Annotated in this window: 11 protein-coding genes; 9 read left to right on the forward strand and 2 right to left on the reverse strand. The window is 64.8% G+C overall.

Annotated elements, in window-relative coordinates:
- Window positions 1-134 precede the first annotated feature (134 nt).
- Together RMO57_RS03160 and RMO57_RS03165 are read right to left on the reverse strand one after the other, a co-directional pair.
- Entirely contained in the window at window positions 135-6296 is a 6162-nt protein-coding gene (locus RMO57_RS03160) for a hypothetical protein (protein ID WP_310384136.1), read from the reverse strand.
- Window positions 6297-6572: 276 nt separating this feature from the next.
- Window positions 6573-7178 (reverse strand): phenylacetic acid degradation protein PaaY, encoded by a 606-nt coding sequence (locus RMO57_RS03165; RefSeq protein WP_310384138.1) that lies wholly within the window; start codon window positions 7176-7178, stop codon window positions 6573-6575.
- Window positions 7179-7320: 142 nt separating this feature from the next.
- Between RMO57_RS03165 and RMO57_RS03170 the strand changes: the two genes are divergently transcribed.
- The 9 genes from RMO57_RS03170 to paaZ form a co-directional block, all read left to right on the forward strand.
- Window positions 7321-8124 (forward strand): enoyl-CoA hydratase-related protein, encoded by an 804-nt coding sequence (locus RMO57_RS03170; protein ID WP_310384140.1) that lies wholly within the window; start codon window positions 7321-7323, stop codon window positions 8122-8124.
- A 13-nt stretch (window positions 8125-8137) separates the two neighbouring features.
- Entirely contained in the window at window positions 8138-8584 is a 447-nt protein-coding gene (paaI, locus tag RMO57_RS03175; RefSeq protein ID WP_310384142.1) for a hydroxyphenylacetyl-CoA thioesterase PaaI, read from the forward strand.
- 19 nt (window positions 8585-8603) lie between these two features.
- Window positions 8604-9605 carry a 1,2-phenylacetyl-CoA epoxidase subunit PaaA gene (paaA, locus tag RMO57_RS03180; protein ID WP_310384144.1) on the forward strand — a complete coding sequence of 334 codons (1002 nt, stop codon included), beginning with the start codon at window positions 8604-8606 and terminating at the stop codon, window positions 9603-9605.
- Window positions 9602-9901 (forward strand): 1,2-phenylacetyl-CoA epoxidase subunit PaaB, encoded by a 300-nt coding sequence (gene paaB, locus RMO57_RS03185; protein ID WP_310384146.1) that lies wholly within the window; start codon window positions 9602-9604, stop codon window positions 9899-9901. The genes paaA and paaB overlap by 4 nt, the downstream gene beginning before the upstream one ends.
- Before the next feature lie 7 nt (window positions 9902-9908).
- The gene (gene paaC / locus RMO57_RS03190; protein ID WP_310384148.1) at window positions 9909-10685 is read left to right on the forward strand and encodes a 1,2-phenylacetyl-CoA epoxidase subunit PaaC; all 777 of its coding nucleotides are present in this window, start codon (window positions 9909-9911) and stop codon (window positions 10683-10685) included.
- The gene (paaD, locus tag RMO57_RS03195; RefSeq protein ID WP_310384150.1) at window positions 10679-11197 is read left to right on the forward strand and encodes a 1,2-phenylacetyl-CoA epoxidase subunit PaaD; all 519 of its coding nucleotides are present in this window, start codon (window positions 10679-10681) and stop codon (window positions 11195-11197) included. Before paaC ends, paaD begins: the two co-directional genes overlap by 7 nt.
- 10 nt (window positions 11198-11207) lie before the next feature.
- Entirely contained in the window at window positions 11208-12293 is a 1086-nt protein-coding gene (gene paaE / locus RMO57_RS03200; protein ID WP_310384152.1) for a 1,2-phenylacetyl-CoA epoxidase subunit PaaE, read from the forward strand.
- A gap of 8 nt (window positions 12294-12301) precedes the next feature.
- On the forward strand, window positions 12302-12910 hold the full coding sequence (locus RMO57_RS03205) for a TetR/AcrR family transcriptional regulator (protein WP_310384154.1): 609 nt from the start codon (window positions 12302-12304) through the stop codon (window positions 12908-12910).
- Between the two features lie 22 nt (window positions 12911-12932).
- A partial coding sequence (gene paaZ / locus RMO57_RS03210) for a phenylacetic acid degradation bifunctional protein PaaZ (RefSeq protein ID WP_310384155.1) occupies window positions 12933-14587 on the forward strand: 1655 nt, incomplete at its 3' end.

Below are 14587 nucleotides of genomic sequence, written 5' to 3' on the forward strand. Positions count from 1 at the left end.
AAACATGGGGTGGTCAGGATGAACTCCGATCTGGCTCAGCTGCGCCTAAGCGCCCCTTCCGACGGCACAGATTCGCCAAAATCCTCCTGCTCGGGCCTGGCCGTCGCGGGGCAAAAACCCCATACACACGCCCGTCAGATCAGCAAATGGCCCTTGTTGCGATCAAGTTCGTCCTGAAGCTGCTCCGAGCGGAACATCGCATGGTGCCCGCTGCTGTGCTGGAACTGCGCTGCGGTGGAAGGGTCGGCCGCCGACTTCTCGGTCAGCAAATTGGTCGACGGGCCTTGCAGCAAATCATGCAGGGTCGGACCTGAGCTCGTGCTGTTGCTGGCCGTGGGCGCCTGCGCAAACCAGACGTCGACCAACTCATGCTTTTCGCCGTCAGCGGTCTTGAAGTTGGACGCCATGCCGACCAAGTTGCCGTTTTGAATCACCTCTTGATGAGTGGCGTTCAGATCCAGCTCGACGATGCCCAACTCGGCCAAGCTGTGCAATTGGCCCTTGGCGGTGTTGCTGGCCCCGACCCAGACCTGCAGCTTCTCGAACTCGGCGTCGGCTCCCGAGATCTTGCCGTCGTGATTGCTGTCGAGTTGGGCCAGCGCGTGAAAGCCGTTGTCGGCCAACTGGCCGCCCGCCAGACGGGTGGCGGTGCCGAACACCTCAGCGCCATTGTCGATCTGGCCATTGCCGTTGCGGTCCAGCGCCAGCATGCCGTTGTTGGCGCCGGCCCAGCCGATTTGCGAAGCGTGGCCGGTGGCGTTGATGTCGAAGGTGACGCCGTGCTCGACCCCAAGCGTCTGGATGCCGAGATTCTCACCGACGCCGATACCGCTGAGATCCAGCATCAGCGGCGTGGCGGCGGCCAATACGGCCAGCTGAGCCGGCGTCATCGCCTCGCGCTGGGTGCCGGTGAAGGCGGCAGCATGGGCCATGTCCATGGTCGCCAGTTGCTCGGGGCTCAGCGCGGAGATTTGGCCCTGGGTGAAGGCCGCCACACCCGTCGAGGGCAGCGCGTTCAGCTGAGCGCCGGACAAGGTGGTGATCGCCTCGGTGCTGAGTGCGGCAAGTTGGGTCGGCGCCAACAAGGCCAAGTGGCTGGGCCCAATCACGTCGACTTGCGCCACGCTCAAAGCGGCCAGTTGGGCGGGCAACAAGGCCTTCCATTGCAAGGGTTCCAGCGCGCTGATGTGCGCGGTACTGAGCTGCGCCATATCGGCCGGTGACAGCGCCACGATCTGCAGCGCCGTCAGCGCCGCCAACTGGTCGGGCCGGAACTCGCCGAATTGGGCCGGTGCCATCGCGCGCAAAGCCTCGACGCTGAGGCCGGGCATCTGCGCCGCACTGAGCGCGCTGAACTGCGCATCGGTCAGCGTCAAGACCTGCGGCACGGTCAGGCCGGCCAACTGGCTGACGCTGAGCGCAGCAATGTGGGTGGTGGGCAGCTCGCTCAGCCTGAACGGCGCAATCGCTGCTATTTGGGCCGGCGACAACTCGCCGATATGGGTGGGGCTCAGCCCCTTCAATTGCTCCAGGCTGAGTGAACCTATCGCGGCCGTGCTCAAGGCCACCAATTGCTGCGGCGCAAAGGCGTTGATCTGATCGCCGCTCAAGCCTTGCAGTTGCTGGGTCGTCAGCAGATTGAGTTGGCCCACATTGAAGGCCTGCAAGGCCGTGGCCGACATCGCATGCAGCTGCGCCGCGTCCAGCACCGCGATCTGGCCCTCGCCCAGTGCGGCGATTTGCGCCGGCCGCAAGGCGCCGAAGTTTTCGGCACTGATTGCGTCTAGCGCGGCCGTTGTCAAAGCGCGCAGGCTGTCCGGGTTGATGGCTTGCAGCTGGGCGCTGCTCAGCAGCACGATCTGCGCCGAACTCAGCGCCTGGATCTGGTTCGCGTTGAGTGCTTGCAGGGTGTCCAGACCCAGCAGCGGCAATTCGTTTTTGTTCAGCGCTTCGACCTGCGCACTGCTCATCGCCAGCATTTGCGTGCTGCTGAAGGCGGCGAACTGGGCGCTGCTGAGGCTGTGCAGGGCCGCCACCGACAGCGCTTCCATCTGCGCGGTACTCAGGCTGGCCAATTCGACGGTGCTCAAGCCGGGTGCCTGCGTCGATGTCAGCGCGGCGAGTTGGGCGGTGCTGATTTCGGGCCGGGCTTGGGCGGTGATCTGCGCAATCGCCGCGCTGCTCAGGCTGGCGAAGGTGGCCGTGCTGACGGCCGCCAGATCGTTCATCACCAGTGCGGTCAATTGATCGCTGCCCAAAGCGGCAATGGCCGCGGGCTGCAAGGCGTAGACCTGCTGGCTGGAGAAGGCATCCAGCTGGGCGCTGTTCATCGCCCCCAGCTCGGCGCTGGTCAGCGCCTGCGCCTGCTCGGTCGTCAGTGCAGCCAGATGGGCGGTGCTGAGCAACTTGATGGCCGAGGTGGACAGGGCCGGGATGGTGGTGGCACTCAGCGCCGCGACTTGGGCTGGGCTGAGCGCCAGTATGTCGGCGCTGCTGAAGGCTTGAATTTGGAGGCTGGTCAGGCCCGCGACTTGGGCCGTACTCAGCAAGGGCAGGGCCGCACTCAGCGATGGCCAGACATTGGCCGCCAGCGCGCCGATCTGCGCGCTGCCCAGAGCCTGCAGCTGCGGGCTGCTGAACTCCTGCACCTGCGTGCTGTCAAGTTGGCGCAGCGCCTGGTTCGAGAGCGACTGAATTTGCAGTGTCGACAAGGCCTGGACCTGCGTCTGTGAAAGGCTGATCAGGGCGCTGCCGCTGAGCGCACGCATGGCATCGGTTTCAAGCCCTTGCAGCTGCTGTGTACCCATGGCACGCCACTGCTGGGTGCTGAACCCGCTCAAGGCCGCGGCGTCCAGGGCGCCGGCCTGACCGACGCTCAGATGCGCCACCTGGGCCGTCAACAGGGCGCTCAGCTGGCGCGAGCCCAACTCGCCCCATTGCTCATCGCTGAGCATGCCCAGATGGTGGGTGCCCAGGCTGCGCAGCGCCGCGCTTGACAGGCCCAGCACCTGCTGCGAATTCAGGGCCAGCACGGCGTCGGGCGCCAAACTATTGAATTGAGCGGTCGTGAGCACAGCGATGGCGGCCGTGTTCAGTGCAGCCGCCTGGGCGCTGTTGATGCCGGCCCATTGCGCATTCGACCAGGCGTGAGCGGCCTGCGTGCCCAAAACCTGCATCTGTGCGGTGGTCAGGGCGGCCAGTTGCGCCGTCGACATCGCCTCCGCCGCCTTGGCGGACAAGGACGCCAAGGCATCGGTACTGACGGCCGCGATCTGGCCCGGTGACAGCAGCGTGATGTGATGCGCGGTCAGCCCGGCCACTTGGAGCCCGCTCAGGCCCGCAACTTGATCGGTGCTGAGGGTGGCGATGGCGGCGTCGCCGAGCGACTGAATTTGCACCGCCCGCAGGCCTGCCAGCTGGGTCGGCGTCAGGGTGTCGAGGCTGAGCACCTTGATCGCATCCAGCGACAAGCTGCCGATGGCCGAGGGGCTCAGCGCCTGCACCTGCAGGTGCGAGAGGGCTTGCAGCTGCACGCCACTCATGGCCTGCAGCTGCCGCGTGCCCAGCGCTTCCAGTTGTTCGACAGACAGGCCTTGTACGGCCGCTGCGCTGAGGCGGTTGAACTGGCTGGCGCTGAGTGCAGCCAGCTCTTGCGGCGTCAGCATCGACGCTTGCGCGCCGCCCAGCCCGGCGATCTGGGTCAGGGTCAGCGCGGCCACATTGGCGGGGCCGAGTGCGGCCCATTGGTCGATATTGAGCGCTTGCAGCTGGGACGCGTCGAGGCTGGTCAGGGCCAATTTGGACAGCGAAGCAATCTGACCGGGCTCAAGCGCTCTGAGCTGCTCGGCGCTCAAGGCCTGGGCCGCGCCTGCACCCAATGCGCGCAAGGCCGTGCTGCTGAAGGCGGCCAGTTGCTCGGGCAAAAATGTCTTGATTTGATGGGCTTGCAGGCCGGCCGCCTGCGCTGCGCTGAGGCCGCCCAATTGGTCCTGGCTCAGCGCGGCCAATACGGCGTCGGGCAGAGCCCGCAGCTGGGCCGGGCCGAGGCCCGCGAACTGCGCGCCACTCAGGGCCGCGATGTCGGCCGTGCTCAAGGCGGCCACTTGGCTGTTGTTCAGAGCGCCCAGCGTGCTCGGGCTGATGAAGCGGAACTGCTCGGGGCTGAGCTGGCCGATTTGCGCCGGCGAGGCACCGGCAAACTGGCGCGCGGTGAGGGCCGCCAGTTGATCGGCGTTCAAGGCGGCGATGGCCTCGGCGCCCAGCCGGCCAAATTGATTGGCCGTCAATGCTGCCACTTGGGGGGCGCTCAGCGCGTCAATTTGCAGCGCGCCCAAGGCGCTGATCTGTGCCGTGCCGAGCAAAGCAATCTGCGCCGGCGCGAGGGCGGCCAGCTGGGACGGCGTCAACCCGACCATCGCGCCGCCGGTCAGCGCGTTGATGGCCGCGCCGGAGAGAGCGCGGAACTGATCCGCATCCAAAGCCGCGACTTGACTGCTGCTCAGCGCACTGGCGCCGGCGCTGCCGAGGCCGCTGATGGCTTGCGTGCTGAGGACGGCGAATTGCTCAAGACTGAGCTGGCGCAGCTGCGCGGCACTGAGCCCGCCCATTTGCGCCGAGCTGATGGCGGCGATTTTCTCGATGCCGAGCTTGTCGATCAGGTCCCCGCCCAAGCCCTTCAATTGAGCGGCGTTCAGGGCTTGAAATTGTTTGTCGCTGAGCGCGTCAAAGTCGTCGGAATTCATGCCGGCCAGCTGGCTGCTGCTCAAGCTGCGCAGGGTGTTCAGCGACAAGGCCGCGACATCGCTGCTGCTCATCAAATCGAACTGCGCGCTATTGAGCCCCAGCAGCTGTTTGCTGCTGAGCAGGCCGACCTGGTCGGCCGTCAGGTCGGTCAGTGCCTGATTGCTGAGCCGGCCGAACTGGCTGGAGCTCAGCGCCAGCAATTGCGCGCTGCTCAAGCTGCCCACAATGCCGGCGTCCAGGCCCGCCAGCTGCGTGCTGCTCAGCGCGCCAATCTGCACGCCGCTGAGCGCGCCGAGTTGATCCGTGTCGAGCTGATTCAGCTGGGTGATTTGCAATGCGCGCACCGCCTGGGTACTGAAGGCGCGCACTTGCTCAAACTGCAAGGCGTCGAGCTGTGCCTCCGTCAAGGCGGCGACGCCGCTGCCCGCCAAGCCGCGCAAGGCGGCCGTGTTCAAGGCAGCGATCTGCCCCTCATCGAACTGTTGCAGCTGCTGCGTGCTGAAGGCGTTGAGCTGGCTGGCGCTGAAGACAGCGACTTGCTCGGTGCTGAAGGCGGCCAGCGCGAGGTCCGACAGCCCGCGCAAGGCGGCGCTGCTCAGGCCTTTGATTTGAGCCGGATCAAGTGCTGCGATTTGTTCCGGGCTGAGGCCTTGCAGGGCGCTGCCGCTCAATCCAGCCAGCGCCGCGCTGGACAGCGCAAACAGCTGGGCGTCCGTCAGGCCGGCCAAGGCCAGGCTGTGCAAACCGGCGGCCTGGGCCGAGCTGAAGGACGAAATCTGGGCTTCACTCAGGCTGCCCAGTTCGCTGGCATCAAGCTGGGCGATGTGGCGGCTGCCCAAGCCCCGCAGCTGTGCGGTCTCCAGGCTTTGTAAATCACCCGAGTCCAAGGCATTGAACTGCGTCGTGCTCAGCACCGCGAGCTGGCTGCTGCTCAAACCGTCAAGTTGAGCGGTGCTGAGTGCGTCCAGCTGCGCAGTGCTCAGCGCCTGGACTTGTGCCGTGGCCATGGCGCGCAGCTGATTCGATGCGAGCGCGCCCAGCCCTTCGTCGCTGAAGGCGGCGATTTGCTGGGTCTTCAAGGCACGAATTTGGATGTCTGAAAAACTCTGCACCGTGTCTGCGTGCAGGCCTGCAATTTGACCGGTGCCGATGGCCGTCAAGGCCGCATTCGAGAGCGCCTGAACCTGCGGCGAGGCCAAGGCGCCCAGCCAATCGGGCTGCAGCGCGGGCGCTTGGGCGCTGCTCAAGGCGCGCAGCGCGGTGCCGCTGAGCGCGGCAATTTGATCGTTGTGCAAGGCGCCCAGCAAGCTGCTCGGCAGCATGGGCATGGCGCGTGCGTTCAGGCCCGCCATGGCGTCGATGCTCAGTGCCACCACCTGCTCAGGAGCGATGCTCAACCAGCCGTGCGACGAGATGGCGTTGACCTGGACCGCGGTCAAGGCCGCTATTTGGGCGTTGTTGAATGCCTGCCAATCAGCGCCGGTGAACGCAGCAATCACTGTCGTCGACAGCTTGGCAATTTGCTCCGGCGGCAGGTTAGACCAAAACGTCATGTGAAACTCCGAGTCACCAAAATCCTGTTCAAGTTTTGCTTTTCTTGTTCGATAACTGTAGTGAGCCCCGAGGCTGCGTGGTCGCTGGAAATGCGCGGCACTTTGCCCTCGGGCGTGGCGTTTGCGCTGCCGATGGCTCGCCAACGCCGGAGCTGGACGGTAAACACCGGCCTGTTGCTTTGATGGCTTTGATTGCTTCCATTGAGCGGCTGTCACCCCTTGTTGGCGACCTTGGCGACCCTGGCGGCGGCTGTGCGGGTGTTGCCCGGCGAATCGTTATTTGCTGGCCAAGCCGGCGGCGCGCGGTTGATGCCGCTGAGTCGGCAGTTCGGGGCGATCCGCCTCCAGCTCGGCCAGCGGCTGCACTTCTTGCAAGCTGGCCAGGCAACGCCGGGTCAGGTCTTGATAGGTCCGGGTGCCGGCCAGCTTCCACTTGATTTCGTCATCGCTTAAAAGCCGCAACACCTTGGCCGGCAGGCCGGCGATCAGCGATTTTTCGGGCAACTTCTCGCCGGCACGCACAAAGGCGCAGGCGGCGACGATGCTGTAGGCGCCCACCTCGGCCGCGTCCATCACCACCGCGTTCATGCCCACCAGCGCATCATGGCGCACCACGCAGCCGTGCAGCACCGCGCCGTGTCCGATATGGCCCCGTTCTTCGACGACGGTCTCCGAACCCGGAAAACCATGCATCACGCAGCTGTCTTGCACATTGGCGCCGGCCTGCAAGACGATGCGGCCGAAGTCGCCGCGCAGGCTGGCCAGCGGGCCGACATAGCAGTCGGGGCCGACGATCACATCGCCGATCAGCACGGCGGTCGGGTGCACATAGGCGCTGGGGTGAACGACGGGGATCACGCCGTCGATGGCGTAACAAGGCATGGTGGGGGTCCTTTCGAAAGGGCGAGGGTTTGCACCAGGGTGGGCCGACTTGCGCTAAATCAAGCCTGACCTTACGATCTACCGACCGGTCGGTCAAGAGTGTTTTTGGCCTAAATGACCGCATTGACTGCTGAGGCTCCCTATGCAAAACCCTTCGATCGAGATCAGCCAAGACGGCGCGGTGCGCACGCTGACGCTGAACCGGCCGGCCGCGCTGAATGCGTTGACAAGCGCGATGCTGGTGCAACTGCGCGGCGCGCTTGACCTTGCGGCCGACGACGCTGGCGTGCGCTGCGTCGTCATCACCGGCGCCGGTCGGGGCTTTTGCGCCGGTCAGGATTTGTCCGACCCGTTGGTCAATCCTCAGTTGCAGCCGGGCGAGATGCCCAAGGACATTGGCCATCTACTGGATGCCTATTACATCCCGCTGGCGCTGCGGGTGCGCAGCATGCCCATGCCCGTGATTGCTGCCGTCAACGGTGTGGCGGCCGGCGCCGGCGCCAATCTGGCGCTGGGCTGTGATTTGGTCATTGCAGGCGCATCAGCCAACTTCATCCAGGCTTTCTCCAAGATCGGCCTGATCCCGGACTGCGGCGGCACTTGGTTGCTGCCTCGCTTGGTCGGCCGCGCGCGGGCCTTGCAGTTGGCGCTATTGGGCGAGAAGCTGCCGGCAGCCGAGGCGCAGGCGATGGGGCTGATCTACCGCTGCGTGGCCGATGAGGATTTGGCCGTCACCGCGCAAGCATTGGCCCAGCGCCTCAGTCAGATGCCGGTGCGCGCGATGGCCGAGACGCGGCGTGCTTTTGACGAAGCCGGCGAACTGGACTACGAGCAGGCGCTGAAGCTGGAGGCGATGCGGCAGAGCCGGCTCGGCTTTGCCGATGATTATCAAGAGGGCGCGGCCGCTTTTCTGCAAAAGCGCGCGCCCAAGTTCACCGATCGCTGAGGGCGTTTTTTTCATGACCTCACAAGAAATCGCCGAAGCCGTGCGTGACGGCATGTTCGCCAATGACCGGGCCAGCCAAGCGCTAGGCATGGTGGTGTTGACGGTCGGCCCCGGCTCGGCCACGCTGGCGATGACGGTGACCGAGACCATGCTGAATGGCTTCGATCTCTGCCACGGCGGCATGGTTACGGCGCTGGCCGACTCGACCTTTGCCTTTGCCTGTAACTCCTATAACGAGCTGACCGTGGCCTCGGGTTTCTCGATCGATATCGTGGCGCCCTCCAGGCTGGGCGACCGGCTCAAGGCGGTGGCCAAGGAGGTCTCGCTGGCCGGCCGCACCGGCGTTTACGACATCACCATCACCAACCAGGCCGATGAGTTGATTGCCGTGTTCAGGGGCCGCTCGTACCGCATCAAGGGCAAGCCCGTGGTGGCGCTGCACGGACCCAGCGAGTCTTAATCAAGGAAGGCATTGACTTATGTATACCCAAGCGATGAGCGTCGGCCCGCAAGATGCGGCCACCCAGATCAAAAGCGCCGAGGACGCCGCGCGCGAGGCCGCTTTTGACGCCCGCATCGATGCCGGCGATTTCATCGAGGCCAAGGACTGGATGCCCGAGCATTACCGCAAGACGCTGGTGCGCCAGATCAGCCAGCATGCGCATTCCGAGATTGTCGGCATGCTGCCCGAGGGCAACTGGATCAGCCGGGCGCCCACACTCAAACGCAAGGCGATTTTGCTGGCCAAGGTGCAGGACGAAGGCGGCCACGGCCTGTATCTGTATTCGGCCGCCGAAACGCTCGGCACCAGCCGCGACCAGATGCTCGCCGCGCTGCATTCGGGCAAGGCCAAGTACAGCTCGATCTTCAATTACCCGACCACCAGCTGGGCCGATATCGGCGTGGTCGGTTGGCTGGTGGACGGCGCGGCCATCATGAACCAGGTGCCGCTGTGCCGCTGCTCTTACGCGCCCTATGCGCGGGCGATGATCCGCGTTTGTCGGGAGGAGAGTTTTCATCAACGTCAGGGCTATGAGTCGCTGCTGGTGATGATGCGCGAAGGCAATGCCGCGCAAAAAGCGCTGGTGCAGGACGCGGTCAACCGCTGGTGGTGGCCGTCGCTGATGATGTTTGGCCCGGCCGACAAAGACTCGCCCAACTCCGAACAGTCGATCCGCTGGGGCATCAAGCGCATCACCAATGACCAGTTGCGCCAAAAGTTTGTTGACGCGACGGTGCCGCAGGCCGAACTGCTGGGTATTACGCTGCCGGACCCCGACCTGAAGTGGAACGAGGCGCGCGGTGAATACGACTTTGGCGCGATCGACTGGGCCGAGTTCTGGCGCGTCGTCGGCGGTGACGGGCCCTGCAACCGCGAGCGCCTATCAGCCCGCGTCAAGGCTTGGGACGACGGCGCCTGGGTGCGCGCGGCCGCACTTGCCCATGCGCGCAAACAAACGATGAAGGAGCAAGCAGCATGACTAGCAACAGTGTGGACAAGGAATGGCCGCTGTGGGAGGTTTTTGTGCGCAGCAAGGCCGGGCTGGACCACAAACATTGCGGCAGCCTGCATGCGGCCGACGCCAAGATGGCCGTGCAGATGGCCCGCGAGGTCTACACCCGGCGCCAGGAGGGTTGCAGTATCTGGGTCGTGCTGTCGAATCAGATCGTCGCGTCAGACCCGGGCGAGAAGGGCATGTATTTCGACCCGATGGAAGACAAGGTGTATCGGCACCCGACCTTCTACGAGTTGCCCGATGCCATCAACCATATGTAAGCCAGCCATGAGCCAAGCCTCCGTACAAGTCGGTTCCTCGCCGCAGGTCCAATACCTGCTGCGCATCGGCGATAGCTGCCTGATCCTGGCCCAGCGCCTGGGCGAGTGGTGCGGTCATGCGCCCATCCTCGAAGAAGACCTGGCCCTTGCCAATATGGCGCTGGACCTGCTCGGCCAGGCGCGCGCGCTGCTGACCCATGCCGCTCATTTGGACGGGCAGGGCCATGATGAAGATCAGCTGGCTTTCCTGCGCGAAGAGCGCCAGTACCTGAACCCGGTGCTGATGGAGTTGCCGCGCGGCGACTTTGCCTTCACGCAGGTGCGCAACTTCGCCGTGGCGACTTGGATGTTGTTGCTGTGGCGGCGTCTGCAAAGCTCCAGTGACGCCGAAGTCGCCGCGATCGCCGCCAAGGCGGTCAAAGAGAGCGCCTATCACCAGCAGCATGCGGCCGATTGGTTGATACGCCTGGGCGACGGCACGACCGAATCGACGGCCCGTACGGTCGAAGCGTTAGCGCAGCTGTGGCCCTTGTTCAACGAGCTGTTTGATGCCGACGCGGTCGATGCCGCGGCGGTAGCGCAAGGCCTGGGTCCGTCCTGGGCCGAGTTGCGCCCCGAGTGGAGCGCGCATCTGAACGAGGTCATGGCCGATGCCGGCCTGGCGCAGCCGAAAGTCAGCGCCTATGTGTCGGCCGGTCGGCGCGGTGTGCACAGCGAGCATATGGGCCATTTGCTGACCGAGTTGCAGTATTTGCAGCGCGCCTACCCGGGTGGCAAATGGTGACTCCTCAAGCCAGCCCTTGCGGTCGCCTCGCCGCCGCCTGGGAGGTGCTGCGCCAGATCCCCGACCCCGAGGTGCCGGTGATTTCGCTCTGCGAGCTTGGCATCGTGCGCGGCCTGCACGAGACTGCGGCGGGTTTGGAAGTGGTGCTGACGCCGACCTATTCCGGCTGCCCGGCGACCGAGCTGATTCAAGATGATGTGCGCGCCGCGCTGGCCGCTTTTGGCGAGATTCAAATCACGCTGCAGCGCGCGCCGGCCTGGACCACGGACTGGATCAGCGAGGCCGGCCGCGAGAAGCTGCGCGCCTATGGCATCGCGCCACCCGGCCGGGTCTTGTCGGCCGAGGCGCAGCCTATCCGGCTGGTGCACCGGGCCTCGCTGACCAGGCTGGCCTGCCCGCGTTGCGGCAGCGAGCAGACCGAGAAGCTCTCGGCTTTTGGCTCCACCGCTTGCAAGGCGCTGTACCGCTGTTTGGCCTGCCAAGAGCCGTTCGAGTATTTCAAACCTTTGTGAGAGAACGGCCATGAGCAGTTTGCATTTCCATGCCCTGACGGTGCGCGCCATCAGGCCCGATACCGATGACGCGGTCGTGGTCAGCTTTGATGTGCCCGCTGCGCTGCGTGAGAGCTTCAAATTCAACGCTGGGCAATACCTGACCCTACGCCATCAGGTCGATGGCCAGGACCTGCGCCGTAGCTATTCGATCTGCTCGGCGGTCGATGACGGCGAGCTGCGCGTCGGTGTGCGCCGGGTCGAGGGCGGTGCGTTTTCGACCTGGGTCCACAGCCATTTAAAGCCCGGCGCGCTGATTGAAAGCTACCCGCCGCAAGGCCGGTTTGGTGCCGTCGAAGCTGCCGCAGGCCAGGCGCAACACTATGTAGCCATCGCCGCCGGGTCCGGCATCACGCCGATTCTGTCCATCATGACGACGCTGCTGGCGCGCGAACCGTTGTCTCGCTTTACGCTGATTTACGGCAACCGCGCCCAGGCGTCGACGATGTTCAAGGAGGAAATCGAAGACCTCAAGAACCGCTATATGACGCGGCTCTCGCTGCACCATCTGTTCTCGCGTGAGCAGGTGGATTCGCCTCTGCTGGCCGGGCGCATTGATGCGGCCAAGCTGGCTGAGTTCATGCAGGTGCTGTTGCCACCGGCGAGCATCGACCAGGTGTTTGTTTGCGGGCCGTTCGAGATGAATGAGGCAGTGGAGGCCGCATTGAGAGCCGCCGGCGTGGCCGAGGCCCGCATCCACATCGAGCGCTTCGGCACCTTCGAGATGCAAACCGGCCGGCCGGCGCCGCATACGGTGCTGGCCGGTGATGCCGACAGCGCCCGCGTGACGGTGATACGCGACGGTATCAGTCGCGAGATCGAGTTCGCCAAGACCGACGCCAGCCTGCTCGATGCGGCGGCGCGCGCCGGCATGGATGTGCCGTTTTCCTGCAAGAGCGGGGTCTGCTCGACCTGCCGCTGCAAGCTGCTGGAAGGCGAGGTGCGCATGGACAAGAACTTCGCACTCGACAAGGCCGAAGTGGCGGCAGGCTTCATCCTCAGCTGCCAGGCCCATGCCCTGACGCCGCGGGTGGTGATTTCGTTTGACGAGCGCTGAAGGTACAGATGGCACGCGGGCGCGCAGCGGGTTTCGAGCATCAACGTGATGAAATTTTGCGCGCTGCGGCGCGCCTGTTTGCCAACCAGGGCTACCCCGGCACCTCGATGAATGCGGTGGCCGAGGCTTGTGCGGTCTCCAAGCCCACGCTGTATCACTATGTGCAAGACAAGCATGAGCTCTTGATGCAAATCTGCGCGACCCATGTGCAGTGGTTGGAGACTTTGGTCACCGAGGTGCAGGCGCAGGCGCGCGCGGAGGGGCTGGCGCCTGAGGCCTTGTTGCGGCGCTTGATCGCGCGCTTTGTGCAGGCCTACGGCGAGGCGCAGAACGAGCACCGGGTCTTGACCGAAGACGTCAAGTTCTTGAACGACGAGGACCGCGCGCGTTTGTTGGAGATTGAGCGCCGTGTGGTGGCCGCCTTTGCCGATGCGGTGGCCGCCGTGCGGCCGGAATTGAGCGCGGCCAAGCTGCACAAACCGCTGACCATGCTGCTGTTCGGCATGATCAACTGGACCTTTACCTGGCTCAAGCCCGATGGTGATTTGAGTTATGAGGCGGTCGCGCCGATGGTCGCCGACCTGTTCTTTGGCGGCATCAGCGCCGTCAAAGCCTGATCATTCTTTACCGAGATATTCCATGTCCAAGCAAGCCCCCATCCTGCAAAGCCTGATCGCCAACCGCTGGGTCGGCACAGAGGCCGCGCGCAGCCTGCACAGCGCCATCAATGGCCGCGCCGTGGCGCAGACGCATGCTGACGAGATCGATTTCGCCGAGAGCTTGAGCTTTGCGCGGGGTCAGGCCTTGCCGGCGCTGCTGAAGTTCGACTTTCAGCAACGTGCCGCTTGCCTGAAGGCCTTGGCCACTTACTTGATGGAGCACAAGGAGTCGCTGTATGCGGTGTCGGCCCATACCGGCGGCACGCGCAGCGACAACTGGATCGATATCGAAGGCGGCATCGGCACTTTGTTCGCCTATGCCAGCATTGGCCGGCGCGAACTGCCGTCCAGCAATGTGCTGCATGAAGGCCCGGCGATTGCGCTCAGCAAGGAAGGTCAGTTCATCGGCTCGCATGTGCTGGTGCCCAAGCGCGGCGTGGCCGTGCACATCAATGCCTTCAATTTCCCGATGTGGGGCATGTTGGAGAAGTTCGCGCCGAGTTTTCTGGCCGGTATGCCGTGCATCGTCAAGCCCGCCACCGCCACGTCTTTTGTCGCCGAGGCCTGCATGCGCTTGATCCATGCCAGCGGCTTGGCTCCGGCCGGTGCGTTGCAGCTGATCATCGGCAGCTCGGGCGATCTGCTGGACCGGCTGGAAGAAACCGATGTGGTCACCTTCACCGGCTCGGCCGACACCGCAAGCGTGTTGCGCGTGAACGCCAATCTGGTACGCCGCTCCATCCCCTTCAACGCCGAGGCCGACAGCCTGAACTGCTCGATTCTCGGGCCCGATGTGGAGGCCGGTGATCCGGAGTTCGAGCTGTTCATCAAGGAAGTTGTAAAAGAGATGACGGCCAAGGCGGGGCAGAAGTGCACGGCTATTCGCCGCGCCATCGTGCCGGCGCGGCATATCGATGCGGTGGCCGCTGGCCTGCGTGATCGCCTGGCCAAGATCAAGGTCGGCGACCCGGCGGTCGACGGCGTGCGCATGGGGGCCTTGGCCTCCAAGGATCAGCAGGCCGATGTGGCCGAGCGCTTGCGGCACTTGAGCGTGGGCAATGAAGTTGTCTTCGGCGCGCGCGATGGCTTTGCGCCGCTCGGTGAGGGCGTTAGCGAAGGTTGCTTCTTCGCGCCGACGCTGCTGCTCTGCCGCGACGGTTTCGCCAACGAGGCGGTTCACAACTTGGAAGCCTTCGGCCCCGTCGCGACCTTGATGCCTTATGACGATCTGGACCAGGCCCTGAGTCTGGCCGCCAAGGGCCGCGGCAGCCTAGTGGCGTCGGTGGTCACCAAGACGCCGGCGATCGCCGCCCAAACCGTCTATTTCGCCGGTGCCTTCCACGGCCGCATCTTGGTGCTGGACCGCGATGCGGCCAAGGAATCTACCGGCCACGGCTCGCCAATGCCGCAGCTCAAACACGGCGGGCCGGGCCGCGCTGGCGGCGGCGAGGAGCTGGGCGGTGCGCGCGCCATCAAACACTATCTGCAGCGCTGCGCGGTGCAGGGCAGCCCGACCATGTTGAGCGCCATCACCGGCGAGTATCAGCGCGGCGCCAAGGTGCAGGAGCACGCGGTGCACCCGTTTCGCAAGCACTTTGAAGAGATCCAGATTGGCGACTCGCTGCTGACCCACCG

Source organism: Roseateles sp. (assembly GCF_031397715.1).
Classification (GTDB): domain Bacteria; phylum Pseudomonadota; class Gammaproteobacteria; order Burkholderiales; family Burkholderiaceae_C; genus Paucibacter_A.

What these genes read in the sequence shown, in the direction of transcription:
- RMO57_RS03160 (WP_310384136.1), bottom strand. Translation starts at nt 6,296, where the DNA reads ATGACGTTTTGGTCTAACCTGCCGCCGGAGCAAATTGCCAAGCTGTCG.
- RMO57_RS03165 (WP_310384138.1), bottom strand. Translation starts at nt 7,178, where the DNA reads ATGCCTTGTTACGCCATCGACGGCGTGATCCCCGTCGTTCACCCCAGC.
- RMO57_RS03170 (WP_310384140.1), top strand. Translation starts at nt 7,321, where the DNA reads ATGCAAAACCCTTCGATCGAGATCAGCCAAGACGGCGCGGTGCGCACG.
- paaI (WP_310384142.1), top strand. Translation starts at nt 8,138, where the DNA reads ATGACCTCACAAGAAATCGCCGAAGCCGTGCGTGACGGCATGTTCGCC.
- paaA (WP_310384144.1), top strand. Translation starts at nt 8,604, where the DNA reads ATGTATACCCAAGCGATGAGCGTCGGCCCGCAAGATGCGGCCACCCAG.
- paaB (WP_310384146.1), top strand. Translation starts at nt 9,602, where the DNA reads ATGACTAGCAACAGTGTGGACAAGGAATGGCCGCTGTGGGAGGTTTTT.
- paaC (WP_310384148.1), top strand. Translation starts at nt 9,909, where the DNA reads ATGAGCCAAGCCTCCGTACAAGTCGGTTCCTCGCCGCAGGTCCAATAC.
- paaD (WP_310384150.1), top strand. Translation starts at nt 10,679, where the DNA reads ATGGTGACTCCTCAAGCCAGCCCTTGCGGTCGCCTCGCCGCCGCCTGG.
- paaE (WP_310384152.1), top strand. Translation starts at nt 11,208, where the DNA reads ATGAGCAGTTTGCATTTCCATGCCCTGACGGTGCGCGCCATCAGGCCC.
- RMO57_RS03205 (WP_310384154.1), top strand. Translation starts at nt 12,302, where the DNA reads ATGGCACGCGGGCGCGCAGCGGGTTTCGAGCATCAACGTGATGAAATT.